The 26,125-nt window shown below is 64.8% G+C and carries 22 protein-coding genes; 11 read left to right on the forward strand and 11 right to left on the reverse strand.

The genetic code is table 11. From position 1 onward, the window contains the following. Nucleotides 1–133: 133 nt before the first annotated feature. The 4 genes from F8197_RS19750 to yjjJ all read left to right on the forward strand — a co-directional run bounded on the left by F8197_RS19750 (nt 134) and on the right by yjjJ (nt 8,910). Nucleotides 134–3,685, forward strand: coding sequence for an indolepyruvate ferredoxin oxidoreductase family protein (locus F8197_RS19750; RefSeq protein WP_152883271.1), 3,552 nt, complete (start codon nt 134–136; stop codon nt 3,683–3,685). A gap of 11 nt (nt 3,686–3,696) precedes the next feature. Further along, a complete protein-coding gene (icmF, locus tag F8197_RS19755) occupies nt 3,697–6,993 on the forward strand; it encodes a fused isobutyryl-CoA mutase/GTPase IcmF (protein WP_152883272.1) in 3,297 nt (1,098 codons plus the stop codon). A gap of 64 nt (nt 6,994–7,057) precedes the next feature. Then, nucleotides 7,058–7,471, forward strand: coding sequence for a RidA family protein (locus F8197_RS19760; RefSeq protein ID WP_152883273.1), 414 nt, complete (start codon nt 7,058–7,060; stop codon nt 7,469–7,471). An 89-nt stretch (nt 7,472–7,560) separates the two neighbouring features. Beyond that, a complete protein-coding gene (yjjJ, locus tag F8197_RS19765; RefSeq protein ID WP_152883274.1) occupies nt 7,561–8,910 on the forward strand; it encodes a type II toxin-antitoxin system HipA family toxin YjjJ in 1,350 nt (449 codons plus the stop codon). On the opposite strand, the gene F8197_RS19770 is transcribed toward yjjJ, so the two are convergent. Continuing rightward, nucleotides 8,907–9,920, reverse strand: coding sequence for a substrate-binding domain-containing protein (locus F8197_RS19770; RefSeq protein ID WP_152883275.1), 1,014 nt, complete (start codon nt 9,918–9,920; stop codon nt 8,907–8,909). The two genes, yjjJ and F8197_RS19770, sit on opposite strands and share 4 nt — an antisense overlap. 328 nt (nt 9,921–10,248) lie before the next feature. Here F8197_RS19770 and F8197_RS19775 point away from each other — a divergent pair, with 328 nt between their 5' ends. Further along, nucleotides 10,249–10,506: a hypothetical protein gene (locus F8197_RS19775; RefSeq protein WP_373996916.1), complete on the forward strand. Its 258-nt coding sequence runs from the start codon at nt 10,249–10,251 to the stop codon at nt 10,504–10,506. 21 nt (nt 10,507–10,527) lie between these two features. On the opposite strand, the gene F8197_RS19780 is transcribed toward F8197_RS19775, so the two are convergent. After that, complete coding sequence (locus tag F8197_RS19780) at nt 10,528–11,616, reverse strand: MBL fold metallo-hydrolase (RefSeq protein WP_152883276.1); 1,089 nt, start codon at nt 11,614–11,616, stop codon at nt 10,528–10,530. An 82-nt stretch (nt 11,617–11,698) separates the two neighbouring features. Here F8197_RS19780 and F8197_RS19785 point away from each other — a divergent pair, with 82 nt between their 5' ends. Beyond that, entirely contained in the window at nt 11,699–12,307 is a 609-nt protein-coding gene (locus tag F8197_RS19785; protein ID WP_152883277.1) for a TetR/AcrR family transcriptional regulator, read from the forward strand. A gap of 20 nt (nt 12,308–12,327) precedes the next feature. Here F8197_RS19785 and F8197_RS19790 read toward each other — a convergent pair whose 3' ends face one another. Beyond that, on the reverse strand, nt 12,328–13,488 hold the full coding sequence (locus tag F8197_RS19790; protein WP_152883278.1) for an ABC transporter permease: 1,161 nt from the start codon (nt 13,486–13,488) through the stop codon (nt 12,328–12,330). After that, nucleotides 13,485–14,219, reverse strand: coding sequence for an ATP-binding cassette domain-containing protein (locus F8197_RS19795; RefSeq protein ID WP_152883279.1), 735 nt, complete (start codon nt 14,217–14,219; stop codon nt 13,485–13,487). The genes F8197_RS19790 and F8197_RS19795 overlap by 4 nt, the downstream gene beginning before the upstream one ends. A 166-nt stretch (nt 14,220–14,385) precedes the next feature. Here F8197_RS19795 and F8197_RS19800 point away from each other — a divergent pair, with 166 nt between their 5' ends. Both F8197_RS19800 and F8197_RS19805 read left to right on the forward strand, forming a co-directional pair. Continuing rightward, on the forward strand, nt 14,386–14,700 hold the full coding sequence (locus tag F8197_RS19800) for a PadR family transcriptional regulator (protein WP_152883280.1): 315 nt from the start codon (nt 14,386–14,388) through the stop codon (nt 14,698–14,700). A gap of 9 nt (nt 14,701–14,709) precedes the next feature. Beyond that, complete coding sequence (locus F8197_RS19805; RefSeq protein ID WP_152883281.1) at nt 14,710–15,243, forward strand: DUF2812 domain-containing protein; 534 nt, start codon at nt 14,710–14,712, stop codon at nt 15,241–15,243. Nucleotides 15,244–15,291: 48 nt separating this feature from the next. Here F8197_RS19805 and F8197_RS19810 read toward each other — a convergent pair whose 3' ends face one another. Genes F8197_RS19810 through F8197_RS19840 form a run of 7 tightly spaced genes read right to left on the reverse strand, consistent with a single transcriptional unit; the run spans nt 15,292 to nt 22,658 of the window. Further along, nucleotides 15,292–16,038, reverse strand: coding sequence for a hypothetical protein (locus F8197_RS19810; RefSeq protein ID WP_152883282.1), 747 nt, complete (start codon nt 16,036–16,038; stop codon nt 15,292–15,294). Next, nucleotides 16,038–16,802: an SDR family NAD(P)-dependent oxidoreductase gene (locus F8197_RS19815; RefSeq protein WP_152883283.1), complete on the reverse strand. Its 765-nt coding sequence runs from the start codon at nt 16,800–16,802 to the stop codon at nt 16,038–16,040. Before F8197_RS19815 ends, F8197_RS19810 begins: the two co-directional genes overlap by 1 nt. After that, nucleotides 16,799–17,440 carry a YIP1 family protein gene (locus F8197_RS19820; RefSeq protein ID WP_152883284.1) on the reverse strand — a complete coding sequence of 214 codons (642 nt, stop codon included), beginning with the start codon at nt 17,438–17,440 and terminating at the stop codon, nt 16,799–16,801. The genes F8197_RS19815 and F8197_RS19820 overlap by 4 nt, the downstream gene beginning before the upstream one ends. Nucleotides 17,441–17,464: 24 nt before the next feature. Further along, nucleotides 17,465–18,712: an aminotransferase class III-fold pyridoxal phosphate-dependent enzyme gene (locus F8197_RS19825; protein WP_193333485.1), complete on the reverse strand. Its 1,248-nt coding sequence runs from the start codon at nt 18,710–18,712 to the stop codon at nt 17,465–17,467. 4 nt (nt 18,713–18,716) lie between these two features. Next, nucleotides 18,717–19,892: a M50 family metallopeptidase gene (locus F8197_RS19830; RefSeq protein ID WP_152883286.1), complete on the reverse strand. Its 1,176-nt coding sequence runs from the start codon at nt 19,890–19,892 to the stop codon at nt 18,717–18,719. Then, on the reverse strand, nt 19,889–20,719 hold the full coding sequence (mpaM, locus tag F8197_RS19835) for a daptide-type RiPP biosynthesis methyltransferase (protein WP_152883287.1): 831 nt from the start codon (nt 20,717–20,719) through the stop codon (nt 19,889–19,891). Before mpaM ends, F8197_RS19830 begins: the two co-directional genes overlap by 4 nt. Further along, nucleotides 20,712–22,658, reverse strand: a complete 1,947-nt coding sequence (locus tag F8197_RS19840) for a hypothetical protein (protein WP_152883288.1) — start codon at nt 22,656–22,658, stop codon at nt 20,712–20,714. The genes mpaM and F8197_RS19840 overlap by 8 nt, the downstream gene beginning before the upstream one ends. Nucleotides 22,659–23,513: 855 nt before the next feature. Between F8197_RS19840 and F8197_RS19845 the strand changes: the two genes are divergently transcribed. The 3 genes from F8197_RS19845 to F8197_RS19855 are packed head-to-tail and all read left to right on the forward strand — an operon-like array spanning nt 23,514 to nt 26,118. Then, complete coding sequence (locus F8197_RS19845) at nt 23,514–24,188, forward strand: YIP1 family protein (RefSeq protein WP_193333486.1); 675 nt, start codon at nt 23,514–23,516, stop codon at nt 24,186–24,188. Beyond that, entirely contained in the window at nt 24,188–25,441 is a 1,254-nt protein-coding gene (locus tag F8197_RS19850; protein ID WP_193333487.1) for an efflux RND transporter periplasmic adaptor subunit, read from the forward strand. The genes F8197_RS19845 and F8197_RS19850 overlap by 1 nt, the downstream gene beginning before the upstream one ends. After that, entirely contained in the window at nt 25,438–26,118 is a 681-nt protein-coding gene (locus tag F8197_RS19855; RefSeq protein WP_152883291.1) for an ABC transporter ATP-binding protein, read from the forward strand. The genes F8197_RS19850 and F8197_RS19855 overlap by 4 nt, the downstream gene beginning before the upstream one ends. Nucleotides 26,119–26,125 lie beyond the last annotated feature (7 nt).

Below are 26,125 nucleotides of genomic sequence, written 5' to 3' on the forward strand. Positions count from 1 at the left end.
GCGCTACAAAGCAGGTAATTTAAGCCTAAACTATCTGCCAGTGCCGCCACCATGCGGCCCATAGCCCGATCCTGGCGCGCCTACCCGGTGCTCGCAGGGCCGGGCAAGAACGGCACATAACGGAGACACCGCCATGCCAGACGACACCACGGGCCTTGCGCTCGCCGCAGGGGCCCCTGACAGCAACGTCAACCTCGACGTCGGCCTCGACGACAAGTACACCGCCACCAGCGGCCCCATTTTCCTGTCCGGCATCCAGGCGCTGGTGCGCCTGCCGTTGATGCAGCGCGTGCGCGACCAGGCTGCGGGCCTCAACACCGCCGGCTTCATTTCCGGCTACCGCGGCTCGCCGCTCGGGGGCCTCGACGAAAACCTGTGGAAGGCGCAGCCGCACCTGGCCGCGCACCACGTGCAGTTCGTGCCCGGCGTGAACGAAGACCTGGCCGCCACCGCCGTATGGGGTTCGCAGCAGGTGGACCTGATCGGGGAGGCCAAGTACGACGGCGTGTTCGCCATGTGGTACGGCAAGGGCCCCGGCGTGGACCGCTGCGGCGACGTCTTCAAGCACATGAACCATGCCGGCACTTCGCAGCACGGCGGCGTGCTGCTGGTGGCCGGCGACGACCATGGCGCGTATTCGTCCACCCTGCCCCACCAGTCCGACCACCTGTTTTCGGCGTCGATGATCCCCGTGCTGTACCCGTGCAATGTGCAGGAATACCTGGACCTCGGTGTGCACGGCTGGGCCATGTCGCGCTTTTCCGGCTGCGTGGTGGCGTTCAAGGCGCTGGCCGACACGGTGGAATCGTCAAGCTCGGTCGATGCCGATCCGTTCCGCGTGCAGGTCAACATCCCGCACGACTTCGTCATGCCCGAAGGCGGCCTGAACGCGCGGCTGTCGAGCATTCCGCTGGGGCGCCAGGCGCGCAACCAGGAAGCGCTGATGCAGGACTATAAAATCTATGCGGCGCTGGCTTACGCGCGCGAAAATCGCCTCAATCACACCACCATCACCAGCCCCGATGCCAAGCTGGGCATCATCGCCTCCGGTAAATCGTACCTCGACGTGCTCGAAGCACTGGAAGAACTGGGCATCGACGAGGCCATGGCCGCCAGGGTGGGTCTGCGCCTGTTCAAGGTGGCCATGCCGTGGCCGCTGGAACCGGACAGCGTGCGCGAGTTCGCGCAAGGCCTGGACGAAATCCTGGTAGTCGAAGAAAAACGCCAGATCGTCGAATACCAGCTCAAGGAACAGCTGTACAACTGGCGCGACGACGTGCGCCCGCGCGTGATCGGCAAGTTCGACGAAAAAGGCGAATGGGTGGCGCCGCGCGGCGAATGGCTGCTCACCTCGAAGGCCGATTTTTCGGTGTCGCAGGTGGCCCGCGTGATCGCCAGCAGGATCAAGCGGTTCGACCTCGACGCGGCCACGTGCGAACAGATCGCCGCGCGGCTCGACTTCCTCGACGCCAAGGATGCCGTGTTGACGCGCGCCGTCAACACGCCGTTCCGGCCCGCCTTCTACTGCTCCGGCTGCCCGCACAACACGTCCACCAAGGTGCCGGAAGGCAGCCTGGCGCTGGCCGGCATCGGCTGCCACGTCATGGCCACCTCGATTTACCCCGAGTTCAACAAGCTCACCACCCACATGGGCGGCGAAGGCGCACCGTGGATCGGCCAGGCGGCGTTCTCCACCATTCCCCACGTGTTCCAGAACCTGGGCGACGGCACCTATTTCCACTCGGGCTACCTGGCGATCCGCGCCGCGCTGGCGGCCAAGGTCAACATCACGTATAAAATCTTGTACAACGATGCGGTGGCCATGACCGGCGGCCAGCCGGTGGACGGCATCACGTCGGTGCCGCTGATCGCGCGGCAAATGGCGGCCGAAGGCGTGCAGCGCATCGCGCTCGTCACCGAAGATTTGTCGCGCTACCACGATCGCAGTGCCCTACCGGCCCACATCACGCTGCACGACCGCAAGGATATGGACGCGGTGCAGCGCGAGCTGCGCGAGGTAGCCGGCGTGTCGGTGCTGATCTACGACCAGACCTGCGCCGCCGAAAAGCGCCGTCGCCGCAAAAAGGGAGACTATCCGGACGTGGCCAGGCGCATGGTCATCAATGAAGCCGTGTGCGAAGGCTGCGGCGACTGCGGCGTGCAGTCGAACTGTGTGTCCATCCTGCCCAAGGAAACCGAGTTTGGCCGCAAGCGCACCATCGACCAGTCGTCGTGCAACAAGGACTATTCGTGCGCCAAGGGCTTCTGTCCCAGCTTCGTGACGGTGGAAGGCGGCACGCTCAAGAAGAGCCGCGCCGGAGCAGCCCGGATCGACGACTTCGGCCCGCTGCCAGCGCCGGTCTTGCCGTCGTGCGACCAGCCGTACAACATCCTGATCAACGGCATCGGCGGCACCGGCGTGATCACCGTCGGCGCCCTCATCGGCATGGCCGCGCACCTGGAAGGCAAAGGCGCGTCGGTGCTGGACATGACCGGCATGTCGCAAAAAAACGGCTCCGTCACGTCGCACGTCAAAATCGCCCGTACCCCGGCGCACCTGCGCGCCCAGCGTATCGCCACCGGCGAGGCCGACCTGGTGCTCGGCTGCGACATGCTCACCGCCGGCGCCGCCGACGCCATCTCGAAGATGCGTGCCGGCCGCACGCTCGCTGTCGTCAACCTGCACCAGCAGCCGCCGGGCACCTTCGCGCAGGACGCCGACTGGCAGTACCCGGCCGAGGAAGTGCAGGCGCTGATCGCGCAATCGGTGGGGAACGGCGCGGCCGACTTCATCGACGCGACCAGGCTGGCCACCGCGCTGATGGGCGACTCGATCGCGGCCAACCTGTTCATGCTCGGCTATGCCTGGCAACGGGGCCGCATTCCCCTGTCCGAAGCGGCGCTGCTGCGCGCGATCGAATTGAACGGCGTGGGCGTGGCATCGAACCAGCAAAGCTTCCTGTGGGGCCGGCGCGCGGCGTTTGACCTGGCGCGGGTGGAACGCGTGGCCACGCCGGCGCAGGCAGTGGTGCTGCACATGCCGCAAAGCCTCGATACCGTCATCGACAAGCGCGTGGCGTTTCTGACCGCCTACCAGGACGCCGCCTATGCGGCGCGGTACAGCGACCTGGTGACCACCGTGCGCGCACGCGAAACCGCGCTCGGACTCGGCAACAAGCTGTCCACGGCTGTGGCGAAATACTATTTCAAGCTGATGGCGTACAAGGACGAATACGAGGTGGCGCGGCTGTATACCGACGGCCGCTTTGTCGAACAACTGAAGCAGCAGTTCGACGGCGATTTTTCGGTGAAATTCAACCTGGCGCCGCCGCTGCTGGCAAGGAAGGACGCCAAGGGCCACCTGGTAAAAGCGGAATTCGGCTCGTGGATGTGGAAGGCGTTCCAGTTGCTGGCCAAATTCAAGGGCTTGCGCGGTGGTGCGCTCGACCTCTTCGGCTATACGGCCGAGCGCAAGATGGAGCGCGCGCTGATCACCGAATATCGCGAGATGGTCGGCGCCGTGCTGGCCCAGCTCACACCGGACAACCACGCGCTGGCCGTGGAACTGGCCACGCTGCCGGAAAAAGTACGGGGCTTCGGCCATGTGAAGGAGCAAGCTGTTGCCACCTTCCGCACCGATAAAGCACGCCTGCTGGCGCAATTGGCGCAGCAGCGCGCAGCATAGAAAGGATACCCATGAACGACCTCTCCACGCCACGTCTGGCCGCCGCTGCAGAGCAGCAACAGCAAGCCAACAAAATCCGTTTTGTCACCGCCGCCTCGCTGTTCGACGGCCACGACGCCTCGATCAACATCATGCGCCGCATCCTGCAATCGAACGGCGTCGAAGTGGTCCACCTGGGCCACAACCGTTCAGTGGACGAAGTGGTGACTGCCGCCCTGGCCGAGGACGTGCAGGGCATCGCGATCTCCAGCTACCAGGGCGGCCACGTCGAATATTTTAAATACATGATCGACCTGCTGCGCCAGCGCGGCGGCGCCCACATCAAGGTGTTTGGTGGCGGCGGCGGCGTGATCGTGCCCGAGGAAATCGCCGAACTGCATGCCTACGGCGTCACCCGCATCTTCAGCCCCGAGGACGGCCAGCGCATGGGTCTCGTGGGCATGATCGAATGGATGGTGGCGCAGTGCGATATCGACCTGTCGCAGTATTCGCCCACGTCGCTCGCGCCGCTCACGGATGGCGACGTGGCCGGCCGCCACCGGCCATTGGCGCAGCTGATCACCGCACTGGAGAACGACCGCGCCGTGCCAGCGCTGCGCACCGAACTGCTCGCTGCTGCTGCCGGCCTGGCGGTGCCCGTGCTGGGCATCACGGGCACCGGCGGCGCCGGCAAATCGTCGCTGACCGATGAACTGATACGCCGCATCCGCCTCGACCAGGGCGACGCCTTGCACATCGCCGTGATCTCGATCGACCCGTCGCGCCGCAAGTCCGGCGGCGCGCTGCTCGGTGACCGTATCCGCATGAACGCCATCAATCCCTGGAATGGCCAAGCACGTGTATTCATGCGTTCGCTGGCCACGCGCGATGCCGGCTCCGAGATTTCGCAGGCGCTGCCCGACGTGATTGCCGCCTGCAAGGTGGCCGGCTTCAATTTGGTGATCGTGGAGACGTCCGGCATCGGTCAGGGCGATGCTGCCATCGTGCCGCACGTCGACGTGTCGATGTACGTGATGACGCCGGAGTTCGGCGCCGCGTCGCAGCTGGAAAAAATCGACATGCTCGAATTTGCCGACATCATTGCGATCAACAAGTTCGACCGCAAGGGCGCGTTAGACGCCTTGCGCGACGTCGCCAAGCAATACCAGCGCAACCGGGAATTGTGGAGCACACCGTCGCACGAGATGCCCGTGTACGGCACCCAGGCCTCGCGCTTCAACGACGACGGCGTCACGGCCCTGTACCAGGGCCTGCTGCCGCTCCTGGCCCGCTTCGGCTTGCACACGACCGCCGGCAGGCTGGCCCCGGAAACCGCGCGCCACTCGAGCGGCAAGAACGTGATCGTGCCACCAGCGCGCGCGCGCTACCTGGCCGAAATCGCCGACACCGTGCGCGGCTATCACCGCCACACGCGCAAACAGGTCACCCTGGCCCGCGAGCGCCAGCAACTGACCGAGTCGAAACGCATGCTGGCCGCCGCCGGCAAATCCATCAGCCTTGCCGACTTCGACGACGTGATCCTGGAACGCGACAGCGCCATGGATGCCGGCGCCAAAAAACTGCTGGCGCAGTGGCCGGCGTTGCAAGCTGCGTACGCCGGCGACGATTACGTCACCACCATCCGCGACAAGGAACTGCGCACCAAACTGGTCCAGCACACCTTGTCCGGCACGCGCATCCGCAAGGTGGCGCTGCCGCGCTACGAAGATCACGGCGAGGTGCTGCGCTTTTTGATGCTGGAAAACGTGCCGGGCGCGTTCCCGTTCACGGCCGGCGTGTTCCCGTTCAAGCGCGAGGGCGAAGACCCCACCCGCATGTTTGCTGGCGAGGGCGACGCCTTCCGCACCAACCGCCGCTTCAAGCTGGTCTCCACCGGCATGGATGCCAAGCGCCTGTCCACCGCGTTCGATTCGGTCACGCTGTACGGCGCCGACCCGGCGCTGCGCCCCGACATCTACGGCAAGGTGGGCAACTCGGGCGTATCGATCGCCACGCTCGACGACATGAAGGTGCTGTACGACGGCTTTAACCTGTGCAGCCCTTCGACGTCGGTATCGATGACCATCAACGGCCCGGCGCCCACCATTCTCGCCATGTTCATGAACACGGCGATCGACCAGCAGCTCGACAAGTTCGTGGCCGAACACCAGCGCCAGCCCGACGCCGGCGAGGCAGCCAGCATCCGCGCGTGGGTGCTGCAAAACGTGCGCGGCACGGTGCAGGCGGACATCCTCAAGGAAGACCAGGGCCAGAACACCTGCATCTTCTCCACCGAGTTTTCGCTCAAAGTCATGGGCGACATCCAGCAGTATTTCGTCGACCACCAGGTGCGTAATTTCTACTCGGTGTCGATTTCCGGGTACCACATCGCCGAGGCGGGCGCCAACCCGGTCTCGCAGCTGGCGTTCACGCTATCGAACGGCCTCACGTTCGTGGAGGCATACCTGGCGCGCGGCATGCACATCGACGACTTCGCGCCGAACCTGTCGTTCTTCTTCTCCAACGGCATGGACCCCGAATACACGGTGCTGGGTCGCGTGGCGCGGCGTATCTGGGCCGTGGCCATGCGCGACAAGTACGGCGCCAACGACCGCTCGCAAAAGCTCAAGTACCACGTGCAGACGTCGGGCCGGTCGCTGCATGCGCAGGAGATCGACTTCAACGACATCCGCACCACCTTGCAGGCGCTGATCGCCATTTACGACAACTGCAATTCGCTGCACACCAACGCCTACGACGAAGCGATCACCACGCCCACCGACGAATCGGTGCGCCGTGCGCTGGCGATCCAGCTGATCATCAACCGCGAATGGGGCCTGGCCAAGAACGAAAATCCCAACCAGGGCGCGTACATCCTCGACGAACTGACCGACCTGGTGGAAGAAGCGGTGCTGCAGGAATTCGAGCGTATTGCCGAACGCGGCGGCGTACTGGGCGCGATGGAAACCGGCTACCAGCGCGGCAAGATCCAGGAGGAATCGATGCTGTACGAGCACCAGAAGCACGACGGCACCCTGCCCATCGTCGGCGTGAACACCTTCCGCAATCCGAAGGGCAGCGAAGCGCCGCAAAAAATCGAACTGGCGCGCTCCACCGACGACGAAAAACAGTCGCAACTCACCCGCCTGGCCGACTTCCACGCCCGCCATGCCAACGAAGCGCCGCAAGCGCTGGCAGCGTTGCAGCAGGCCGCGATTGCCAACGCCAACGTGTTCGAAAAGCTGATGGACGCGGTGCGGGTCTGTTCGCTCGGCCAGATCACCACGGCGCTGTTCGAGGTGGGAGGCCAGTACCGGCGCAATATGTAGGGGCTTGACCTCAAGTTATATTGAGGTTCTAGACTGGCGGGATTGCTCACCAAGGAGGCTTTCCATGCAATTCATCAATCCCGCAACCCTGTACGACCCGCGCCCGAACGGCTACACCCATGTCGTCATCGCCGAGGCCCCGGCACGGCTGGTCTACATCGCCGGCCAGGGCGGCGAAGACGTCAACGGTGTGCTGTCGGAGGATTTTGCGACGCAGGTAGAGCAAGCGCTGGCCAACCTGCGCGCCGCACTGCAAGCGGCCGACGCCACCCTGGCGCAGGTGGCCAAGGTCACCGCGCTGATCGTCGACCACGACGAAGCCAGGCTCGCCATCTTCAGCACCGCGCTGCGCGCTGCCTGGGCCGACGCCCCGCCGCCGGCTTGCACCCTGATCCCGGTACCGCGCCTGGCGCTCGACGGCATGTTGTTCGAGCTCGAGGCAACGGCGATTGCCAGTCTTCTTGCCGACAAAATCTAAGCTGAAATGCTATTCACTTTGCCATTCAAAAACGCATGATGCTACTATGAGAAATCGCTAAAATTTGCTATTCACGGATTGCTGAATAAGTGTCCAAAATTCAAAACATCGAGCGGGTTCGGCAGCTTCTGCAAAACGGTCCGGCCAAGGCTGCCGCGCTGCTGGAAGCGTTGAACATCAGCCAGCCAACCTTTTCACGGCTGTGGTCCGGCGTGCCGGACGGCGTAGTGCTGGGCGCGAGCAAGGCGCGGCAGTATGCGCTGCGACGGCAGGTTGCTGGGGTCGATGCGCCGATACCGGTATTTCGTGTTGCCACGAACGGCCTGATCATGCCAATCGGCCACCTCGATGTGCTGCAAGGCGGTTTCTACGCCATGACACCGTTGGCAGGCACGCGCTACGAGCTGCACCAGGGCATGCCCTTTTTCGTCAGCGACTTGCGCCCGCAAGGCTTCCTGGGCCGATTGGAGCCGGGCAAGCACCGCGACCTGGAGCTGCCTGCCGATATCCTGACCTGGACCGATGAAAACGTGCTCAAGTACATCGCGCGGCGCAGCGATAACGCCGCAGGCGATCTTATCCTTGGCAATGATTCGTACGCGCGCTACCTGGCGTCATTGGCAGCGCAGGAGGCTGCGGTGCTGACCGAGCAGGAGCGCATGCAGCGCTATCCGCAGATGGCCGACGACGCCATGCAGGGCGATGCGCCAGGTTCGTCTGCCGGCGGCGAACAACCGAAGTTCACCGCCGCCGTCCGGCGCGCTCATACTCCCCGCCGGGTCGAACCGGTCATCGTCAAGTTCTCGCCGCAGACAGGCACGGCGGCGGGGCGGCGCTGGGGTGACTTGCTGGTCTGCGAACACCTGGCTTTGCAAACGCTGTTACGCAACGGCATCGCCGCGGCGACTTCCTCGATTTTGGAATACGAGGGCCGGGTGTTTCTGGAAGTGGTGAGAGTCGATCGCGTGGGCCTGACGGGCCGGCGCCCGATGGCGACCTTCTCTGCCCTCGATGGCGATCTCGGCATGATGGACCGGAACTGGACCGCCGTCGCCCAGGAGCTCGGCCGCCTCGGCGTGCTGCCGCAGGACGACGTCATCACGGTCGAACTGCTCGACCTGTTCGGTGCACTGATCGGCAACACCGACAAGCACCACGGCAATATTGCCGTGCGCTGGACGCTGGAACGCCAGCACCGCCTTCTTGAAGCATATGACATGCTGCCCATGCTGTATCGCCCGAACGCCCACGGCGAGATTGTCGAGCGCGCATGGAAGCCTGACTACCTGGGGAACGTGGCATTACGCCATTTGTCGCGCGGCCACGGCATGGCGCTGGAGTTCTGGCACGATGTATTGCAAGACACGCGCATCTCGGCGGATTTCAAGACCGTGGCAAACAACCACCTGCGCGCCATACAGCCGCTGGCGACTGCTTAATTCTCGCTACACACCCCGATAGTCCCCCCCGGCAACAACACCGGCTGCCACATCTCCTGCAAGTCGGCCGCCGGCGTGCCGTTCACCAGCGCCAGCAGCATTTCGATCATGCGCGCGCCGGCCTTGCGTGGTTCGGGCTGGTCGATGGTGGCGACGTTGCCGCCAGCCAGGGAATCGGCCATGCTGCCCCACACCACCACCGACATGTCCTTGCCCATCTCGATGCCGGCGTCGCGCATGGCGCGCACCACGCCGGCGCCGGACATGTGGTTGTCGACGATGACGGCGCTCGGTCGCGGCGAGCAGGCCAGCAACTGCTGCATGGCGTGATGGCCGCTGCGGCGGTCGATGCAGTCGGCGATCAGGTAGCGCGGATCGACCGCCAGGCCGGCGGCCGCCATCGACGCCATGAAGCTGTCGCGCCGCTCGCGGGCAAAATTCATGTCCAGCGAAGCGCTCACCAGCGCCACGCGGCGGTGGCCCAGCGCCAGCAGGCGTTCGAGCGCCAGTTCCACGCCGGCGGCATGGTCATAGTCGAACCACGCGTACGGCGCATCCTGCTGGGTGCGGCCGTGAGCGATGAAGGGGAACTTGGCTTGCGTCAGGAAAGCGATGCGCTCGTCGTGCACCAGCGTGCGCGAGACGACCAGGCCATCGACGCGGCGCCCGCGCACGATCTGCTGGTAGGCGCGCTGCTCGGTGCCGGGCGAGACGGGGGCAAGGATCAGGTTCTTGTTGAAGGTTTCGAGCGCGCCGGACATGCCGGCAACCACGTCGAGAAACATCGGGTCGGCCAGGTCGGCAGTGAGCAGGGGGAAGATCAGACCATAGACATTGCTGCGTCCAAGCGCCAGGCTGCGCGCCATGGGATTGGGTTGGTAGCCGGCATCCTGGGCCGCTTTGAGCACGCGTTCCCGGGTTTTGACGTTGACTTCGGGATACCCGTTCAAGGCCCGGCTCACGGTCGTTTTCGACATCCCGAGAAAATTAGCGAGGCGCTGCAAGTTCATAGGGTAACATTCAATGTTGATCATTGATTATAGCGGGGTGGCCAACGCTGCCGCCATGACAACAGATGTTAATCGCAATAAATACAACAAAAATCGGCAAAAAACCTGCTAGCGATGCGGCTAACGCCACGTCCGCCATATTTCATGTTGCCTCCTTGCCTTTTTCGTTTTTCTGGCCTAATCTTTCCTTGAGTGATGTCAAATCTGCACTGCCATGCCCGAGGTTCTTGATTGAAGGGAATAAGTCGTGGTTACCGTAACTTCTATTAACGCATTGCAATCCGCAGTTGTCCGGGCCGAGCGCCAGGTACAGCAGGGAGAAACACGCGTGAACCAGGATGCGGCCCGCCTGGACCAGAGCGAGAATCAGCTGAGCCGGGACCGCGAATCGCTGGCGCAAAACCAGCGCGAAAGCACCCAGGCCGCGCGTCCTGCGCTCGAGCCCGCGCCTGCGTTCAATCTCAACCGCGCCATCGAAAATCCCTCGCGCGCCGAGCAGGCCCTGCCGGGATTATTTGCCGCCAGCCGGCCCCAGGTCAATTCCCTGGGCCAGACCATCGGCAAGTTCATCAACGTCACTGCCTGACGTTTTTTACGCTGCCCGGTCTCACGCCACTGCTGCGCGGGCCGCAGCTTCCTGCGCCACCAGCGGCGCCCACCACTGCTGCTGTGCCACCGTCTCCAACGGCGCCATGATGGACATCGGCATGCCGATTTCCGGCGTGGCCAGTGGCAGCCTGCGTTCGGCCGCCAGCCCGGCAATGCGGCTGAACGGATCGTGCCACGGGTGCAGCGACAAATCGAACGTGCCGTTATGGATCGGCAGCATCACCTTGCCGCGCAAGTCGATATGGGCTTGCAGCGATTCCTCCGGCTGCATGTGGACATCGGGCCATTGCGGATCGTAAGCGCCGGTCTCCACCATGGTCAGATCGAACGGGCCATAGCGGCGGCCGATTTCCTTGAAGCCGTCGAAATAGCCGCTGTCGCCGGAAAAGAAGATGCGCGCCTCGCGGTCCTCGATCACGAACGACGCCCACAGCGTCTTGTTGCGGTCGGTCAGGCTGCGGCCCGAGAAATGCTGGGTAGGCGTGGCCAGCAGGCGAATGCCATCGACCTGTGTGCTTTGCCACCAGCCCAGCTGGCGCACCTTGTTGGCCGGAATACCCCAGGCAATCAGGCGGTCGCCCACGCCCAGGGGGGTGATGAACACCTCGGTTTTGGGCGCCAGCGCCATGACCGCCGCATGATCGAGGTGGTCGTAATGGTCGTGCGACAGGATGATGCCCTTAAGCAGCGGCAAGTCCTGCATGCTGATCGGCGGCTGGTGGAAACGCTTGGGACCGGCCCACTGCATCGGCGAGGCGCGCTCCGAGAACACCGGGTCGGTGAGCCAGAAGCCGCCGTCGAGCTTGAGCAACACGGTCGAATGGCCGAGGCGGTAAAGAGTGCGATCCGGAGCAGCCAATAATTGCTGCTGCGTCATCGCATGAACGGGAATGGCGGCGCGCGGCACGGTGTCGGCCGGCTTGTCGAACAACATGCGCACCATGATGCTGAGTCCCTTGAGCAACCCCATCTTGTGCATCCGCGCCGGATTGCGGAACTGGCCGTCGCGCGTACGCGGCGCCCCGGGTGCGGTCAGCGCGTCAAGGTTGTTGGTCGCAGCTTCTGCAATGACGGATGGATAAGCCATGGGAATCCTCAAGGTGGAAAATACACTACACAGTGTAGTTCCGATTTTTGAGAAAGTAAACTGGTGGGTGTAAAATAGCTGCATGAATGCTCCCATCAAGCTTACCGACCGCAAGCGCCAGGCCATCGTCGATGCCGCCATTGCCGAGTTCCGCGTCAGCGGTTTCGAATCGACCAGCATGGACAAGATCGCCGCCACGGCAGGTGTGTCCAAGCGCACCGTGTACAACCACTTCCCCAGCAAGGACGAGCTGTTCGCGCACATCCTGCAGCAGCTGTGGTGCAGTACCTCGTCGCTGGAAGACACGCCGTACGACAGCGCCCTGCCCCTGCGCGGGCAACTGCTGGACATGCTGTGGAAAAAAATGGAAATGCTCAAGGATGCCTATTTCCTCGACCTGGCGCGGGTGGCGATTGCCGAGGCGATCCACTCGCCCGAGCGCGCCCACGAAATGGTGGCGCGCCTGAGCGCCAAGGAAGAAGGGATTACGCGCTGGCTGCGCGCCGCGCAAGCCGATGGCAAACTGCGCGCGGCCGATCCGCTGCTGGCCTCGCACATGTTGCACGGCCAGCTCAAGACCTTCGCCTTCTGGCCGCAGGTCACGCTCAACCAGCCGCCGCTCGATACGGCCACCCAGACCACGGTGGTGGAGGCGACCGTGGACATGTTCCTGGCCTATTACGGCGCCTGATCCCTGAGCAAACTGCCGGGTCAGACCGTTGCCAGGTATTTCGGCGACTGCACCCGCGCCACCGCGTACAGCACGCACGGCAGCGCCCAGGCCAGGTTGACCAGCCAGGTCAGCGCATACTGGCCGGGCGGCACCACGGCGCCGGACGCCAGTTGCGACATCAGGTACTGGTTGCTGATCAGCGGTAGCAGCTGGGCCCAGGCGCTGCTGTTTTGCGCCATGCCGAACGCCACCGACACGACCATCGGCAGCAGCGACAACATCCCCACCGTGGTCTGGGCTTCCTTGTAGGACCGGGCATTGAGCGCCAGCGCCAGCTCGGCGGCGGCGGCAAACAGCGGCAGCGACAGCGTCGCCACGATCAGCCCGGCGATCTGCGGCAGCGTGACACTCCACGACAGGCCGATCTGCGCCAGCGGCAACGTGCTCATCACGATGTGCACCAGCGCCAGTTCCAGCGTCAGCCCGACCATGCCGACTAGTGCTGCGGCCAGCCACTTGCCGATGATCAGGAACAGCGCCCTGACCGGCTGGGCCAGCAGCACTTCCATGGTCTTGCGCTCGCGCTCGCCGGCCGAGTTGTCGATGACCGTGCTCATGCACAGGAAGAAGGCGGGAATGAAGAACAGGCCGATGAAGCCGCCGATCTGCCGGCCGGCGCGTTGCGCACTGGAGCTGACATCGTGCTCGGCCACCGTGGCCAGCGTACCGGCGTCGGCCTCAGCCTGGCCGGGCGGCAGCAGGCGCCGGTACGCCTCGACATTGAACTGCTGGACCAGGCCGACCAGCTTGACATAGGCCGAGGCCGGTACGCCGGTGCTGTCGTAGTACAGCGCGGCCTGGAGGATGCGCGCCGGCATGCCGGTCTGCTCCAGCACGATGCCGACGCGTTCCGGGTTTCCGCTATGCGCGGTTTGCGCAGCATTGCTGTCATTGACCACGGCGGCATCGGCGCCGCTGCGCCGCAGGAATGCGACCAGCGCGGGCGCGTCGGGCGAAGATGCCACCGCCACCTGCACGAAGTGCCCGCGCGCCGCACCGCCCTCCTCGATCCGGTTATTGAGCAGCATGCCGAGCATGGCCGGATAGACGAACACGAACAGCAGCAGCATCATCAGGGTACGGCGGTCGCGCAGCGATTCGCGCACCTCTTTTTGCATCACTACCAGCAGCTTGTTCATGCGGCCTCCGCCGTTTTGGTATCGACCAGGCTGACGAAAGCTTCTTCCAGGTCTTCCGCTGCCGTCAGTTCGCGCAGCATCTGCTGCGACCCTGCCGCAATGGCGCTGCCGCGCGCCATCACCACGATGTGGTCGCTGAGCTGGGCCACCTCCTGCATGATGTGGGTGGACAGCACGATGCAGCAGCCGGCGTCGCGCAGGGACAACAGCGCGCGGCGCAAGCTGCGCGCGCTCATGACATCGAGGCCGCGCGTGGGTTCGTCGAGGATCAGGTTGCGCGGATTGGCCAGCGTGGCGCGCGCCACCGAGACCTTCATGCGCTGGCCCTGCGAAAAGCCGACAATACGGCGGTCGATGATGTCGTCGAGCTCGAAGATGCGCGTCACTTCCGCGATGCGTGACTGCGCCGGCGCCGTGCCCATGCCGTTCAGGCGGGCGAAATAGAGCAGGTATTCGCGCGTGGTCAGCCTGTCGTACAGGCCGGCCTGGTCGGGCAGGAAGCCGATCGAGGCACGTACGGCTTCCGAAGCGATAGCTGGGTCGAGGCCGTCGACGCGGATCTCGCCGCCATCGCGCGGCATCAGGCCCAGCAGCATGCGCAGCAGCGTGGTCTTGCCGGCGCCGTTGGGCCCCAGCAGACAGGTGATTTTTCCATTGCCCGCTTTGAACGATACCTTGTTCAAGGCGCGGAGATGTCCAAAAGACTTGCTCGCTTTCATAACTTCTATCATGATTGGGCTCTTGATCTGATGTAAAAAAGGCGTCGCCGCCGGCTGCAACCGGTACGACGGGTACGGCGTTCGATCGACCTGCGATCGCGCGTTAAAATGATATTATGTCGTCCACCGATACATCGTCAAGCGATATGTCGTCTGGCGACCTAATGTCTGGAAAAATATGGATGCAAACAAATACCTGCCGTTGACCGAGTCCACCTTTTACATCCTGCTCAGCCTCGATGAGCCGCGCCATGGCTACGGCATCATGCAACGGGTGGCCGACATGAGCGACGGCGAGGTCCGTATCGGGCCGGGCACCTTGTACGGCGCCTTCAACATGCTGGAAAAGCAGAAGCTGATTGCGATGGTGCGCGAGGAGGACCGGCGCAAGATTTATGCGCTGACGGCAGAGGGCCGCGCCGTGTTGCAGGCACAGCTGGCGCGCACCCGGCGCCTGCTGGGCAATGCCGGCTGGCTGGCGCAGAACGGGTAAGGAAGCGCAATGGACGTTGTACGCAAATTCAAATTCTGGTGGCCATGGCAGGACCTGGCCGAGCAGGCATGGCTGGCCGAGCAGGCGCAGCGCGGCCTGCACCTAGCCTCGGTCGGCATGCTGGGCGCCTACCGTTTTACCAGGGGTGAGCCCGGCAACATGGTTTACCGGATGGATGTCGAGTTCGGCCCGCGCCGCGACCATTACCGCCAGCTCTACACGGACGCCGGCTGGGAGCACGTGGCCAGCTACTTCGGCTGGCAATACTGGCGCACACCGCGCGGCACCGATGGCGCCGAGGCCGAGATCTTCACCGACAGCGCCTCCAAGCGCGCCAAGTTCAAGCGCATACTCTGGTATCTCGGCATCTCCACGCTGCCGGCCGTGGTGGTCGCGCTCAGTCCCGGCACCAGCGCATTGCTGCGCCAGGAGCCATTGCTGATCTCGGTCGGCGTGCGCGGCCTGCTCTACGGACTGATCGGCCTGAACCTGTTTGCCGCCTTCGGCGTGCTGTCGCGCATGCGCCGGCTGCGCGACCTGTAGTACGACCTATAGTACGACCAGCAGCACGACCGGTGGCACACCGTCGCGCTACCGGTAGCCGGCGCTGCTGCCCAGGCTGATGAACGCGACCCGGCCATCGAGCGCGATGGCGGGCGTGGCAGTCGCGTCCACGTCGTCCAGCGGCACCAGCGCACAGCCGCTGTCACGGCTGGCATAGTGCTTGCCGCCCAGCGCCACGCTGCCAGCGCCGTCGAAGCAGACTTTCAGCAGGTCCGGGCTGTCATATTTCTCGGTGCGCAGTCCCAGCACATACCACGGAATATTGGCCTGGGTCGCGCGCAGCTCGCGCAGCGCCGCGCGCACGGCCTGCGCATCGAGCCGGGGCCAGACCTCGGGCGGAATCGACCACGCAACCGACAGGAAACGCGCCCTGGTCTTGGCATTGAACAGGATGCTGGCCTGCTCGCCCTGCGCCAGCGCCACCGGCGGCAGCAGGAAGTAGCCACCGCGCAGCGTTGACACGGGCTGCTCCACGCTGTCGCCCACCACCGTCACCGCCCAGTCCGCCGGCTCGTAGCGATCCTGCTCATCGGCCGTAAGATCGGTAAACGACAGCCGCAGCAGCGGCTGCAGGTAGGCGCGGTCGGGCGGCATGTAGCCGAGCAGCTTGCTCTGCAGGCCGTAGTAGGAAGCGTAGTTGAGCGTGCCGGGATTCTTCACCGCCGTTATCGCTACCGGCGCCTCGGGCGGCAGCGCATCGGCACGGTCGGCGGCACGGGCGGCGGTGGCTGCCAGCGCGCAGCTCAGCAGCATGGTCAGAACCAGACGGTTCATCAGCGCGCCGTCCAGCCGCCGTCGATCATCAGGTTGTGCCCGGTGATCATGCGCGCCGCCGGCGACGCCAGGTATACCACGGCCGCAGCGACGTCCTCGGGCGTGGCTGCCGTACCGAGCGGAATATCACGGGCAATCTCGTCGGCAAACGGCGCCTGCGCCAGCAAGGCCCGGTTGTCGTCGGTGACCACGAAGGTAGGACTGACCGCATTGACGCGGATGTCCAGCGGCGCCCACTCCACGGCCAGCGCGCGGGTCAGGTTGATCAGGCCGCCCTTGCTGGCGCAATATGGCGCCCGATTGATATTGCCTACTACCCCATGCTGGGACGCGATGTTGATGATACAGCCGCCGCCGTGCTCCTTCATCTCCAGCGCGGCCGCCTGGGCGCTGAAGAAAGCGCCTTTCAGATTGATCGCCAGTACCTCGTCGTACTCCTCTTCCTCCAGTTCCAGCGCGCTCTTGAACAGCTGGGTGCCGGCATTGTTGACCAAAATGTCGAGCTGCCCGAACTGCTTGCGGACCAGCGCGATCACGGCCGGAATGGTGATGGTCGAGCGCAGATCGAGCGTCAGGTCCATGGCCCGGTGGCCGGCACGCTGCAATTCGGCCACCACGTCCCGCGCCGCCCCCGCCCTGGGCGCCACCTCCGTGATCGCCACTGCCGCGCCCGCGTGGCACAGGGCCAAGGCGGTGGCCCGGCCGATGCCCGTGCCGCCGCCCGTCACCAGCGCGACCTTGCCCTGCAGGCCAAAGGCGCTCATGGATGCGCTCCCATCATCTGCACTTTCAGCAGCACCAGCTGGAACAAGCCCCACAGCAGCGCGGCGGCAGCATACGCGCCCACGCGCCGGCTCTTGACGGTCCACGCGAAGCCGACGACGATCAGGCCGTACGTCCACAGGTCGAACAGGTCGATATAGCTCCACACCCGCAGCCAGCCGGTTGCCGGGTCCAGGTGCAGCAGCGCGGCAAACGACAGCGGGTTGGACTTGCCGTCGCCGCCCTGCACCACGCCCAGCAGCGCACGCAGGGCGCTGGCCAGCAACACCGGCGCGCTGGCCAGCGCCGTCATGCTCAGCAGCGGCCGGTACATGATGTTGCCGCCCAGCGCCGCCGCCAGGAAAAAGATCGCGCTCATGAACAGGATCAGCAACATCGGCATCAGCGCCGACATCGCCAGCGCCGCGCCCACCACGAACCACTTGTTCGGCGCAATGCCGACGGGCAGCTGGCTCAGCGCCTGCTCGGTGCCGCTGGTAAACAACGGTATATTCACCAGCGAGATCAGCAGCTGCACTGCAAGCATGGTGGCCAGCAGCTTGCCGGTCTGTACCCGCTCGATCTGGCGGAACACGGCCGCGGGCGTCAGCAGCACGCGGGCCAGGGGAGAAATTTGCATGAGAGTGCCTCGGGATAAAGGTGGTCAGAAGAGCCGACACAGGACGGTGTCCAGCAGGTCGAGCATGTCGTCGATCTCGTGGTCGCTGATGGTGAGCGCAGGAAACAAGCTGATGCCGCCATCGAAGTGGTACACCAGCAAACCATTTTCCTTGAGCTCGGCACGCACGCGCTGCGACTCGGCGACGGTGAAGCGCTGTCCGCCCAGGTGCTGCAGTTCGATGCCGATCATCAGGCCCAGGCCACGGACAGCGGCCACGCATGCGTAGGCGCGCTCGGCCAGCGCGCAGCGGATCGCCTCGCCCTTGCGCAGCACGCCGGCCAGCACATCGTGCTGATCGATGAACTGCTGGGTGGCCAGCGCGGCGCTGCAGCCGAGCGGATTGCCGTCCTGGGTGGAGCCCATCGCCACCGCCGGCACGGCGCCGCGAAATACTGCGGCCAGCGGCGCTGCCAGCACGGTTGCGCCCAGCGGCAGGTAGCCGGCATTGAGTCCCTTGGACAGCGCGACAATGTCGGGCCGCAGGCCCAGCGCCTGCGCGGCCAGGAAGGTGCCGCAGCGGCCCGCGCCGGTTGCCACCTCGTCGGCGATCAACACCACGTCGTGCTTGCGGCACAGCAGCTGCAGCTGTGCCCAGTAGGCCTGGCCGGGCACGATCACACCCGCCGATCCCAGCACCGGCTCGACGATCAGGGCGCCCACTGCCGCACCCTCGGCGTCGAGCAGCGCGGCCAGTGCAGCCAGCGAGGCCGCTTCGTCGCGCGGCCCGGGAATGCGGCGAAACAGCGCCGGCGCCAGCTGCTCCGTCGGCGCCAGTTCCGCCTGCAGCAGGCCGCCGGCCAGGGCCGCCAGCCAGCTGCCGCCGTGATAGCTGTCGTCGAAGCTGACGACAGCGCGCTTGCCGGGGCGCCCCGCCCGCTCCTGGTACACGCATGCCAGGCGCAGCGCGGTCTCCACCGCAGAAGACCCGGTGGTGGACAGGTACACGGCGCCGCCGGGTAGCGCACACTTGTCTAGCAACAACTGCGCCAGCTGCTCGGCGTAATCGTGCGACGTATCGAACAGGGTGGCGTAGCCGAGCTGCCCCAGGGTGCGCGCAATGGCGCCGGTGACTGCGTCGTGGGCGCCGCCCAGCGCCATATTCCACAAGCCGCTGGCGCAATCGAGGTACTCGATGTTGCGGTCATCGGTCACCACCAGGCCGGTGCTGGCGCGCAGGCGCAGCGACGCAGGTGCGCCGGGCGCCGAAAACGGCCGCCACAAGTTATCCATGTGCTTATCCATGCACGGCCCCTTTGCGTAACTGGTGAACGTGGACTGCTGCATGGCGCACGCCACGGTAGAGCAGCAGCGCGACCGCCGCCGCGGCCAGTGCGGCAGCCCCCGCCGGCGAGAATGGCGCCAGCCAGCGGTAGATGTTGAGCAAGCCCATTATCCAGAATGCGGGAATCGCCAGCGTGGCGCCCAGTCCGAACCACAACAGCCAGGCCGGATCCCTGGCAGGCGCTGCCGAGGCCTGGCCAGCCAGGCGCGCTGCCCGGCGCCAGACGGCGGTCACTGCGCGCTCGTGCAGATTGGGCAGGCCCGACAGGTGCACCGCGATCCAGTAGCCGTCGAGCTTGACGAACGGGAACAGGTTCAGCAACGCGATCACGCTGTTCACGATGACCAGCGTCATCAGCAGGTCGATGCCGCACACTATCCAGGCGCTCAGCAGCAAACACGACAGCAGCAATTGGAACACCACGCCGGCCAGCGCCACTGCCACCTTCGCGCCCGTGGACGTCAGGCGCCAGGTAGCGCTGACGTCGCAATACGCGATGGGGGCGAGATACATGAAACTGACGCCCACGGCTTCGACGGCGCCGCCGAAATATTTGCACACCACGGCGTGGCTCATTTCGTGGCCGGCAACGACGAGCAGCATGATGGCGACCACCAGCGCCGCCTGCGTGACGTCGAGCTGGTACAGGTACGCCGGCAACGGCTGGTCCAGCGCCCGCGGCGCCAGCACGAACAGCAGCATCGGCAGCAGGCACACAACCAGGCATGCCGCCCGCGCGGGCAGGCCGAACAGGTGCGCGATGCGCTGCCGGTGCCGGTCGAGGAAGGCGTCCGGATTCCACAGCACCAGCTTGGCGCTGGTCAGCGCGGCCAGCCGTTCCAGCAGCGGCCTGGGGGGCGCCGCCTGATCGGGATCGTGCAGCATGCCGTTGCTGGAAAACCAGTCCAGCAAGGTCCGCACCTGGGCGCCAGTGAAGTCGCCCGCCGCCAGGCATAACTGCTCGGCGGACCGCTCGCCATCGAGGCTGCGCAGGAAGCCCGCTTCGCGCTCGCCCAGGCGGAAATATTTTTTGTGGCGGCGGTCGAACACCACGCATTTGCCGTCGACCACGGCCTCAAATTCGAGCTCGGCGTTAACGCGGGGAGCGCCCGCAGCTGGCGCGTTCATGGCGTAGCCCCCCGGTGCGCGAGCACGTAGAACCGCAGGTCCGCCAGCGTGAATTCCGTCTCGACCGCCAGCGCCGACGCCGCGATCTCCGCGTGCAGCATGGCGCGCGGCAGCCACGCCTTGCTGCTGCAGCCCAGGCTGCGGCGGGTGGCGCCGGCCCAGTCGAGCTGCTCGCGGTACACATTGAATTGCAGGGTGCCGCCGTCGGCGCTCAGTTGCTGGCCGATCAAGGCGAAATCGATACCTTCGTCGTCCTCGCGCGACCACATGTCGGTCATGGTGGTGTAGAGGCCGGCGTTCGAACCGTCGGGGTCGATGGTATCGAACACAAAGCGCCCGCCCGGCGCCAGGTGGCGGGCGACACAGGCGAACAGGCCGGCGCGCAGTTCCGGGGTGCGCAGCAAACTGATGCTGGTAATGCCGAGAATGACGAGATCGTATTCGCGGTCGAGCGCGAAGCGTGACATGTCACCTTGCACGAAGCGCACCCGGTCGGCCACGTCGGCCTGGTCCTGGGCGCCATGCAGCGCTGCCAGCGCCAGCATGTCGGCCGACAGCTCGAGGCCGTCGACACTGGCGCCCAGGCGCGCCAGCGGGAAACTCAGGCGGCCGGCGCCGCAGGCCAGGTCGAGCACGCGCATGCCGGGCCGCAGATAGCGTTCAAAGGCGGGCAGGTCTTCGACGTAGGTGCCCAGGAAGCGGTCGTAAAAGCCGGCGAAGTGCGGGCCATACAGGTCGCCTGTGCTTTCGGCGGCCACGCCCAGCTGGTGCAACTTGTTAAAAATCCCGAAATAATTACCGTCATCCGGCAGGGCAAGATTAGTCACCGATCACTCCTTGTTGCTGTAAGTTGGTGCGGGCTGTGGCCAGGCTGGCGCCAGCGTCGTCGGCTGTCACGCCGAATTGCCCGCTCAGGCTGGCGCACAGGTCGGCATCGGCGGCGCCGGTCCACCAGGCCTCGGCGATGACGGCCATGGCGTGACTGATGCGCAGCAGGCGCCGCTGGTGGCGCCACCAGACGATGTACTGGCCGCCGATGGCAATGATTTGCGGCCGCTCGCCGGCGCGCGCGGTGCCGCAAGCGCCGCCATAAAAGCGGTTGGCCATGCCGGCGCTCGACACCTGCATGCGGGACGCATCGCTGCCTGAGCCCAGCAGGGACGCCAGCGCAGCCGGCAGCGCCAGCAGGTCGAAGAACAGCGCCAGGTTCGGATAGGCGCGGCGGATCTCGCAATACTGGCCGGCAAACGCCGCCGGCATCTGGCTGCACTGGCTGCACTGGCTGCGCACCGGGCAGGTTGCGCAATCGCGCCTGACCGACGCCAGCTGCTGCTGCTTGCGCGCCTCGAGCACCAGCGCATCGTAGCTCTGCGCGATGCTGCCGAGGGCGGGCGTATCGCGACAAGTGCGGACTTCGCCCTGCGGCCCCACCTGGATGCGGCGCATCAGGTGGACGCGGCAACTGCCGCTGCCGCCCCAGCGGCAGCGGTTGTCCACGGCCAGCGTGACGGCCGGCGCGGCGCCCTGCACCAGGCCGCTGCGCTCGAACAGGTCGAGCCGCGCGCGCAAGGCTGCGACATCGGCGGCGTCACGTATCTGGAGAAAATATTGCACGCCCGCGCGCAGCGTCGGGCCAGCCGCGTCCAGTTGCGCCAGGGGCAGGTCTTCCGAGGGGAACGTCACGGACTTGCCGTCGAGCGCGAGCCGCGCCTGCGCAGCCTGCGGCGCCGCCACCTGCACGTAAGCGTGCTTGGGCCAGCCATCGGTTTCGGCCAGGGCCGGCGTGCGCAGATCGGGCAGCAGCGCGTTATAGCGGCTGTCGCTGGCGCGCAGCACCACGGCGCTGCGCAGATCGAGGTCGGCTGCCGCCCACGCGTAGGCGGCGCGCCGCGCCGCAGCCGGCAGGTCGGCATCGAGTTCCAGGTGGTTCAGCGACGCCAGTTGCTTGGCGTCGAAATAACTGCCGGTGCGCAAGGCAAGGTGGCCATTGGTGCCGTACAGCTGGCTGCGCGCACTGCGGTGGGCGCCGCTGTCGATGGTGCAGCGCGGGTCCGATGCCAGCTGCACCTGCAAGTCGGGGGCCAGGTCGGCGCCGGCCAGCTCGATCGCCGCCACCAGCGCCGGCGCGCACAGCGCATGCGCGGCGGCGGTAAACGCGCCGCTGTCGGCGTGCAGCTGGTAACGGCGGGCCCCGCCGTGCGCCAGCAAGGTCTCCAGCGTGGCCAGCAAGGCTGGCTCGGCCAGCGAAAGCGCCCACACCGGCACCGGGCCGGCGTCGGCGCCGGCCTGTTCGGCCAGCCATTGCAGCTCAGCAGCGAACAGCGGCCCGGCCGCCAGCCCGGCCGGCACGACGTCATGCGCCGTCAACAGGCCGCCGAGATAAGGCGATGGCAACGCCGCCGGCGCACTGCCGGCATGACGGCACAGCCATGCCGCAACGGCCTCGGGTTCCGTCGCGGGCTGCCACGCGCCGCGCTCGCGCAGTTCGGCGGCAACCTTGTGGTTGGCGCCGTCGAGAGGGCCGGACAGGAAAAATTCTGCCTGCGGTTGCAGGGCATGGATGCCGCGCAGCAGTTGCAGCGTTGGCGCGGCAGTGTACGGAGTGATGGAAAAGTGGTAAGACTCGGTGCGCTGCCGCAGCAGCTGCCTGACCAGGTCGGACGCCCGGCCCTCGGGCCGGCCACGGTACAGTTTTGCGCTCAGTCCTTGCGCAGCCATCACGGCCGCGACCCGCGCATCGTCGATATCGAAACCCACACCGCTCACGTGTTCTACGTCAAGTTTTACTCTGGCAAAGCTTATGGTTTTCACAGTGTCCCCGCATCGGTCATGACGAGCGGCTCCCGCAGGAACCGCTCAGGGTCTTTCTGCTACGGCTTAGGGCATTGCCTTAGGTCGCAACAGCAACGCCGATGGCAATGCCGATGGCAACGCCTTCCCAGAAAGCGTCCGACATCGGCGACTTAACGGCAGGTAAAGTTTCGATTTGCAGTTCCATGATTTATCCCTTTATATTTGAATGAAAGATTAGGTTGCGACGATCACGATGCCGATGCCGACGAGAATACCCCATTCCATGTCGGTCATAGGGGCCTTGATTTCCGGCAGCGCTTCGGTGTGCAATTCCATAGCAGTTCCTTAAATTATAAAATTTAGAATAAAGAGCCCCCAATCCGGCTGAATATTCAATTCAGCAAGCCGAGTTTTCAATAGTCCCTATTAATTCCCCGTTGCCAGGGCCTGGTCCCGGCACATCGGCAAACCGCTGCTGTCTGTACCGGGAAGAGTGCGATTGCAGCTCTTGGCAACCATCCTAGCATGTGATTTTTTTTGAACGCAAGACACAAATTTCGCCATTTTTCATGCTTTTAACACATCATTTTCATGTTTTTGTGACAATTCGTGAGTATTTAAAGCAAATATCAAACAGTTAAATCACTTCGGGCAAAAAAATTTTAAATAAAAAATTTTCAACTATTTTTAAAAATTAATTGTGTGTTTTCATGCCGTTGTTTTTTGTACGTTCCCATTGACCTCTTTTTACCGCATCGATTAAATTGCACGCCTAGAGGTAATTTAAACGACGACGTTTTTCAGGGAGAATCGGCAATGAGCGCAAAAATGGCGGCACTAAATATATTCACCGACCCCAGCCGGGCATTCGTGTCGGAACAGACCGAAAACAAGGCGTGGCTGCCATTAACGGTCGTGTTGCTGGCCTCGGTTGCTGCCTTCCTCGTGTATTACCAGGCAGTCGACTTTGCCTGGCTGCAGGACAACCTGGTGGCGTCGATGGAACCGGCGCAGCGCGCAGCCGGTAAACGCATCCTGACCATGAAGGCGCTCGTGATCGGCAGCCTGATCAGCGTCATCATCCTGACGCCGCTGACCCAGTTGCTCCTGGCAGGGTATTTGCACCTGGCCGCCAAGATCACCCACTCGGGCCGCAGCTTCGGCGCATGGTTTGCGCTGGTGGCATGGACGGCGCTGCCGTCGGCCCTGTTTCTGCCGCTGACGCTGGCCCAACTGTTGCTGAGTTTGAATTATCAGCTGAGCCCGGAGCAGCTCAATCCGTTTACCGTCAACCAGCTGCTGCTGCATTTGCCCAGCGGCGCGCCGTGGCAATCGCTGACCGACAGCATCAACCTGCTGAGCCTGTGGAGCCTGGGCCTGCTGATCATGGGCGTGCGCAAATGGACCCAGCGCAGCACCGCCGGCGCCGCCGTGATCGTGCTGCTGCCCTATGGCGTCATTTATGGGCTGTGGGCCCTGAGCACCGCTCTGAGCGCGCGATGATGAAAAAACCGCTTACCATCGGCGCAATCGTGCTGGTGATGGCGGCGCCGTTTGCCGTCCAGGCGCTCAAGCCGGCCAAGGGCAAGCAGGTCGAGTCCGCTGCTGTCACGTGGCGCAAGCTCAGCACATCGGTGCTGGCGTCCGGAACGCTGGCGTTCCAGGAACAGGTGCAGCTGTCGCCCGAGGTGATCGGCAAGGTCACCCGCATCCTGGTCAAGGAAGGCGACCGCGTGGTGCCGGGGCAGGAGCTGCTGCTGATCGATGAAAAAGCGTATCGCGCCGAGGTCGAGCAGCAAGAGGCGGCCGTGCGGCAGCAACGCCTGAACATCGAGCAGCAGAACATCGCGCTCGCCAACCAGAAGGACCAGCTCGACCGTAAAAGGGACTTGAACCAGCGCGGCTATATCACCAGGCCGCAACTCGACGATGCACAGTTCGCCTACGACCGCGCCCGGCTGGACTTGCGCATCTCGCAGGAAAATCTGGCCCAGGCCGACGCCATCCTGCGGCAAACCCGCGAGCGGCTGGCAAAAACCGTGATCCGCGCACCGCTGTCGGGCACGGTGACAGCCGTGGACATCAAGCTCGGCGAGACTGCGGTGGCCAGCCAGATCGGCATTCCGGGCGCCAGCATGATGACCATCGCCAACACCGATAGCTTAATGGCCGAAGTGAATGTCGACGAAGCGGACATGAGCTCGTTCAATCTGGACAGCAAGGTAGCACTGTACGTCTCGGCCTATCCGGACGCGCCGCTGCAAGGCAAGGTGCGCAGCATTTCCATGCAGCCGAGGAAGCCCGGCGAGGCGGGCGCGAGTGCACAGGGCAAGACTTACAGCGTGAAGGTCGCGCTGCAGCAAGCGGACGGCATCCTCCTGCGCCCGGGCATGACGTTCAGGGCGGAGATCTACGCGGAGCAGGCGGGCCAGCTGCTTACCGTGCCGGTCCAGGCTGTGCTGAGCAATAACGATGAAAACGCCGGCGGCCAGGAAGGCAAGCGGCGCGCCCCCGAAGTGCTCAATTATGTCTTCGTGAGCAACCACGGCATCGCGGAAAAGCGGTTGGTGAAACTCGGCGTGTCCAACGACCAGTACCAGGCCATTGCCGACGGCTTGCGCCAGGGCGAGACCGTGGTAGTAGGCCCGTACCGCGAATTGCGCCACCTGGTCGATGGCGACAGCCTCGACCATCCGCCGGCTGTGCCGGCCGCGTCAGCGAGCCAGGCGGCGGCTGCAACGGGCAGCTACCGATGAACGTCATCGAACTGGACAAGGTCAGCAAGCATTACCGGCTGGGCCAGGAGGATATCCCGGTGCTGCAGGAGCTGTCGCTGTCGATCGCCGCCGGCGATTACGTGGCCTTCGTCGGCAGCTCGGGCTCGGGCAAATCAACGCTGATGAATATCCTCGGCTGCCTCGACGTGCCCAGCAGCGGACGGTTCACCCTGAAAGGGCGTTGCGTGACCGAGATGAGTGTCGGTGCGCTGGCGCAGGTGCGCAACCGCGAAATCGGCTTCATCTTCCAAAGTTTCAACCTGCTGTCGAAGTCTTCCGCGCTCGAGAACGTGGCGCAGCCGCTGATCTATCGCGGCATGCGTCCGGCCGAACGGCGCGCGCGCGCCCAGGCCATGCTCGAGCAGGTCGGGCTGGGCCACCGCATGCACCATTTGCCGAACCAGCTGTCGGGCGGCCAGCGCCAGCGCGTGGCGATCGCCCGCGCGCTGTGCGGCGAGCCGGCCATCCTGCTTGCCGACGAGCCCACCGGCAACCTCGACTCGGCCACCACGGCCGAGATCATGCAACTGTTCGACCAGCTGCATGCGCAGGGGCACACGGTGGTGGTGGTGACCCACGAGGTGGACGTGGCGCAGCGCTGCAAGCGGGTCATCCGGCTTGCCGACGGCAAGATCGTTTCAGATTCGAGAAACTAGGGAGTGG

It is taken from the genome of Duganella sp. FT27W, from assembly GCF_009295655.1.
In the GTDB taxonomy this organism is placed as follows: domain Bacteria; phylum Pseudomonadota; class Gammaproteobacteria; order Burkholderiales; family Burkholderiaceae_D; genus Rugamonas; species Rugamonas zoogloeoides.

What these genes read in the sequence shown, in the direction of transcription:
- F8197_RS19750 (WP_152883271.1), top strand. Translation starts at nt 134, where the DNA reads ATGCCAGACGACACCACGGGCCTTGCGCTCGCCGCAGGGGCCCCTGAC.
- icmF (WP_152883272.1), top strand. Translation starts at nt 3,697, where the DNA reads ATGAACGACCTCTCCACGCCACGTCTGGCCGCCGCTGCAGAGCAGCAA.
- F8197_RS19760 (WP_152883273.1), top strand. Translation starts at nt 7,058, where the DNA reads ATGCAATTCATCAATCCCGCAACCCTGTACGACCCGCGCCCGAACGGC.
- F8197_RS19770 (WP_152883275.1), bottom strand. Translation starts at nt 9,920, where the DNA reads ATGAACTTGCAGCGCCTCGCTAATTTTCTCGGGATGTCGAAAACGACC.
- F8197_RS19780 (WP_152883276.1), bottom strand. Translation starts at nt 11,616, where the DNA reads ATGGCTTATCCATCCGTCATTGCAGAAGCTGCGACCAACAACCTTGAC.
- F8197_RS19785 (WP_152883277.1), top strand. Translation starts at nt 11,699, where the DNA reads ATGAATGCTCCCATCAAGCTTACCGACCGCAAGCGCCAGGCCATCGTC.
- F8197_RS19790 (WP_152883278.1), bottom strand. Translation starts at nt 13,488, where the DNA reads ATGAACAAGCTGCTGGTAGTGATGCAAAAAGAGGTGCGCGAATCGCTG.
- F8197_RS19795 (WP_152883279.1), bottom strand. Translation starts at nt 14,219, where the DNA reads ATGATAGAAGTTATGAAAGCGAGCAAGTCTTTTGGACATCTCCGCGCC.
- F8197_RS19800 (WP_152883280.1), top strand. Translation starts at nt 14,386, where the DNA reads ATGGATGCAAACAAATACCTGCCGTTGACCGAGTCCACCTTTTACATC.
- F8197_RS19805 (WP_152883281.1), top strand. Translation starts at nt 14,710, where the DNA reads ATGGACGTTGTACGCAAATTCAAATTCTGGTGGCCATGGCAGGACCTG.
- F8197_RS19810 (WP_152883282.1), bottom strand. Translation starts at nt 16,038, where the DNA reads ATGAACCGTCTGGTTCTGACCATGCTGCTGAGCTGCGCGCTGGCAGCC.
- F8197_RS19815 (WP_152883283.1), bottom strand. Translation starts at nt 16,802, where the DNA reads ATGAGCGCCTTTGGCCTGCAGGGCAAGGTCGCGCTGGTGACGGGCGGC.
- F8197_RS19820 (WP_152883284.1), bottom strand. Translation starts at nt 17,440, where the DNA reads ATGCAAATTTCTCCCCTGGCCCGCGTGCTGCTGACGCCCGCGGCCGTG.
- F8197_RS19825 (WP_193333485.1), bottom strand. Translation starts at nt 18,712, where the DNA reads ATGGATAACTTGTGGCGGCCGTTTTCGGCGCCCGGCGCACCTGCGTCG.
- F8197_RS19830 (WP_152883286.1), bottom strand. Translation starts at nt 19,892, where the DNA reads ATGAACGCGCCAGCTGCGGGCGCTCCCCGCGTTAACGCCGAGCTCGAA.
- F8197_RS19845 (WP_193333486.1), top strand. Translation starts at nt 23,514, where the DNA reads ATGGCGGCACTAAATATATTCACCGACCCCAGCCGGGCATTCGTGTCG.
- F8197_RS19850 (WP_193333487.1), top strand. Translation starts at nt 24,188, where the DNA reads ATGAAAAAACCGCTTACCATCGGCGCAATCGTGCTGGTGATGGCGGCG.
- F8197_RS19855 (WP_152883291.1), top strand. Translation starts at nt 25,438, where the DNA reads ATGAACGTCATCGAACTGGACAAGGTCAGCAAGCATTACCGGCTGGGC.